The sequence below is a fragment of the Psychrobacter sp. FME13 genome (assembly GCF_014861395.1).
In the GTDB taxonomy this organism is placed as follows: domain Bacteria; phylum Pseudomonadota; class Gammaproteobacteria; order Pseudomonadales; family Moraxellaceae; genus Psychrobacter.
On the sequence record NZ_RRYV01000218.1, the window covers coordinates 1 to 3,734 of the forward strand.

4 protein-coding genes are annotated in these 3,734 nt (G+C 40.1%); 2 read left to right on the top strand and 2 right to left on the bottom strand.

The window, feature by feature from the left end; genetic code table 11:
* Positions 1-498 precede the first annotated feature (498 nt).
* A complete protein-coding gene (locus EI164_RS15100; RefSeq protein WP_192520757.1) occupies positions 499-960 on the bottom strand; it encodes a hypothetical protein in 462 nt (153 codons plus the stop codon).
* Positions 961-1,198: 238 nt separating this feature from the next.
* Between EI164_RS15100 and EI164_RS15105 the strand changes: the two genes are divergently transcribed.
* Positions 1,199-2,362, top strand: a complete 1,164-nt coding sequence (locus EI164_RS15105) for a MobA/MobL family protein (protein ID WP_192520758.1) — start codon at positions 1,199-1,201, stop codon at positions 2,360-2,362.
* An 18-nt stretch (positions 2,363-2,380) separates the two neighbouring features.
* Positions 2,381-2,575, top strand: a complete 195-nt coding sequence (locus EI164_RS15110; RefSeq protein WP_192520759.1) for a hypothetical protein — start codon at positions 2,381-2,383, stop codon at positions 2,573-2,575.
* A 62-nt stretch (positions 2,576-2,637) separates the two neighbouring features.
* Here the strand turns inward: EI164_RS15110 and repM are convergent, their stop codons facing one another.
* Entirely contained in the window at positions 2,638-3,603 is a 966-nt protein-coding gene (gene repM / locus EI164_RS15115) for a replication initiation protein RepM (RefSeq protein ID WP_192520760.1), read from the bottom strand.
* Positions 3,604-3,734 lie beyond the last annotated feature (131 nt).

The window sequence follows — 3,734 nt, forward strand, 5'->3', positions numbered from 1 at the left end:
GTATTCGAATGACCGCCTAAACGTATTCGAATGACCGCCTAAACGTATTCGAATGGACTCTACAGCCCTTTATTATCAAGGTGTACATAGGGCTTAAAAGCATTTAAAAGCATTTAAAAGCATTAAAAGCCTTTTTGGTTGTGGATAACCAAGAAAACAAACAGAAGAAAAAAGAACAAAAAAGGATATAGAAAACTAAAATATTTTGCCTAATTGGTTCTCTTAAAATTAAACAAAGCAGGGTAAACCTATTCGAATGAAGCTACAAACCTTTATTATCAAGGGTTTCAGGACTATAAGACGAGGTTTACCTGACAGATAAAATCCAAGATTAACCAACAGTTAATTATCTAGTAATGATGATTGTATATTATCGTCATAAACGGCTCTATTTTGGCTCATATCGCTTTGTTTACTACCTTATGCCACCCTACTACCTAATTGATGATTAAAGACCTTTAGAAGCTAATATGAGGGCAAATAGACGTATCTAATTCATTAGAAGTCTAATTCTTCTATGTTATCGGTATCTACTGATTGTTTGATTAAGTCATTTTTAACTGCGTCTTTATCCCTGTCTGATACATACCCTTTGTTGTAAGCATCAGCTTTGAGTTGGTCTAAATTACGCTTGGCTGCCATACTATCTTCAGCCATTGCTTCAAAAGCACTTTGCCAAATGATTTTACGTCTTACTTCAGCTTTACTAGCCTTTGATTTTTCAGCATCAATCAGCTTCCTAGCATTAGCCCTAGCTTTGACTAACTGGTCTGCTTTCTTTTCAGCCTTGAGTAATATCGACAGCTTGCGATTATCTTCATCATTTCTATTGTCTTTTTCACCCAGCAGGACAATAAGTTTCTGCGTATCATTAGGCGACTTAAAGCCCCTAAACCGTTTTACTAAATTATCAAGATACTCTTCATTATTATTAATATACTCTTCATTTGCATTAGCCATGCTCATTCCTTTTTTGCTGGTTGTTTTGTGGTTAGGTTGAGTTTATCATTAGGCGGTATGTTTGCATAGTTGTGGTGGTTGGTAGCCTTGTTGAGAAAACAAGGCACGGTTAGTAGTTTCTACTTTATTCCGCTTCGCTACATAAAATAGAAACACCGTGTCAAGGGTCTAACCCCTTTGAAATCCCCAGTCAGGGGCGACCCCCTAACAACCCCAAAAAAAGACAAAAGGTGAAACAATGGCAATCGGTAGGCTGAGTGTGGGAATTGGCAAAAAAGGTAAGGCAAGCCCTCACGCTAAATATATCGCTAGGGAAGGAAAATATGCTAAACCAAGTTACCACGAAGAGAAGTTAGAAAACACAGGTCATGGCAATATGCCCAAATGGGCAGAGCATAACCCTAATGATTTTTGGCAAATGGCAGATGAACACGAGAGAAAAAACGGCAGTACCTACCGTGAACACGTCATAGCCTTGCCTAGAGAATTAGACGAGTATGAACGCCACGAGTTAATCAAAGACTGGATAGCTCAAGAGATAGGCGAAAAACACGCCTACCAGTACGCCATTCATAACCCACCAGCCCTAGACGGTGGCGAACAGCCCCATGCTCATATTATGTTTAGCGAACGCACCATAGACGATGTGGAGCGTGACCCTGACCAATATTTTAAACGCTACAACAGCAAAAACCCCGAAAAAGGCGGAGCAAAAAAAGCAAACACGCCAAAATTTTCAGCAGAGCGCAAAGAAGAACTAAAGGCGATGCGTGACCGATGGGAGAAAACCTGTAACGCCCACTTGGAGCGAGCAGGGTACAGTTATCGCATTAGCATGAAGTCCTTGAAAGAGCAGGGCATAGAGAGAGAGCCAATAAATCTAACAATGAAACAGCTCAAAGAGCCTGAAATCAGGGAAGCGTACCAAGCAGTGCTAAAAGCAAAAGAAGAGGATTTTAAGGCTGAACTATGGGTATTGATGGAATTTGATGGTGAGTTTGAGGAAGAGATTAAACACCAGTTAGCACAGGCAGAAGCGCAAATAATAGCCGAGATAGAAGCGAAGCGTGACGCTCATGTGCTACAGGAAGCATTTTACCAAGAGCTAGCTGATACTGATAAGCACATAAACCCAGCACAGCAAAATGAAGTAGAAGAAAATATTGAAGACAGCTTGGATAACAGACAAAAAGTAGCACTTGAAGCCATGCGTAATGCAATTGATGAACGGTTTAAAGATTACCCTGCAAAACGCCAAGCCAAACATGACGCTTTAAATGAGAAAATTCCTGATATGGTAGCTGGTAAGTATGAGCTTACACCACCGACAATAACCGTACAGCCAACAGTTGAAGTAAAAACAAGGGATAAAGTAAGTCAGGATAAGGGCATAGACTTATAACACAAGGGAGATAAAACAATGAGTGATAACAAAGAAGAGAACGACTTAGTGCAAGACTGGATAGATAGGTCAGCACTGAACGCCATACAAATGAGCGAGGACGAGAATTACCGCCAGTTAGTAGCAGTCAGGGCAACCAATTGGGGCAAGGACATAACAGCGAAGTCCGACTTACGGATAAAACAATCACAAGCACCGCATTTAGAGATTTAACAGATAGAAGCGGGTCTTAATGGGAAACAGCCCCCATTCAGATCCGCTTCTATCTCAAACCGTTAAGCATACTGGTAATCATCATCTTTACCGTTTAAATATTCTCTAATAGGCTTTTTCTGACTAAACTTGCTAGGGTCTTTCTTAATCTCATTCACCATAAATTCAGTAAACAGCTTCCAGTCACGCCCAGCAGCACCAGTAGCTAAACCCGAATATGTGCTTATAAATTCTTTATGAAGAACAATGCGCTTCAGCTGCTTGTCTGTTAAGCCGTCAATGGTGAACATATCCGCAGTATTAGCATCACGCTCAATACCCACTTCTTTTTTATTTGTCTTCTTAGGCTTAAAAGTAAATTTAAAGCCAGTAATAACACGCCCATTTTTAATATTCTCATACTTAGCTGTAATGTCAGTATGCTCATTTATTTGGTTAAGAGCTGGCTCTAACACTCTGTTCTTAAAGTTGCTCATCGTCTTATATTGATTGTCTTCAACCCCCATCTTACGCCTGAAGTCTTGTAACTCAAACACTGGTGTTTTACCTGCAACTCTCCACTGTATCAGCAACTCATAAAGCCTTATGGCATAGCCACTATCAAGGTTAGCTACCTGCTCAATCTCATAGCTTGTAAAATTATTTTCTAGCCGAGTTATCAGCGGCACAACGTCAGCAGTAAAGCGCATGAAAACCGTACCAGTCGCTTCCTCGTAGCCTATTTTATCGACCCAGCGACAGTGAAATGACCTATCATTGCCATTCTTAGGGTTTTTATCGTGATATGTGACGTATCTATCAAACAAACCCTTGCTTGCATCTTTTATGACCCTGTAAGAACTTTTACTATCAACATCGAACTGGTCAGCATAGGCGTGTGCGTGAACTCTTAATAAGCTTGCATGGTCAATACCCTCACCTGTTTCTCTGGCTTTAAGGATAGCAAGCAACATTAATCTTTGTTCAGCTAATCCCAGCGTATAACTCGCTTGAATGAGCGCATTATCTTTAACTACTAATTCAGACACATCCATATCCTTTCCTTATTAAGATACATCGTAATATATTGCATTTTAATTACAATATCAAGTAATGTAATTAAAAACCGCCTAAACGTATTCGAATGACCGCCTAAACGTATTCGAATGACCGCCTAAAC

Bases quoted from the DNA above. Each gene is read 5' to 3' on its own strand.
- EI164_RS15100 (WP_192520757.1), bottom strand. From the start codon at position 960: ATGGCTAATGCAAATGAAGAGTATATTAATAATAATGAAGAGTATCTT.
- EI164_RS15105 (WP_192520758.1), top strand. From the start codon at position 1,199: ATGGCAATCGGTAGGCTGAGTGTGGGAATTGGCAAAAAAGGTAAGGCA.
- EI164_RS15110 (WP_192520759.1), top strand. From the start codon at position 2,381: ATGAGTGATAACAAAGAAGAGAACGACTTAGTGCAAGACTGGATAGAT.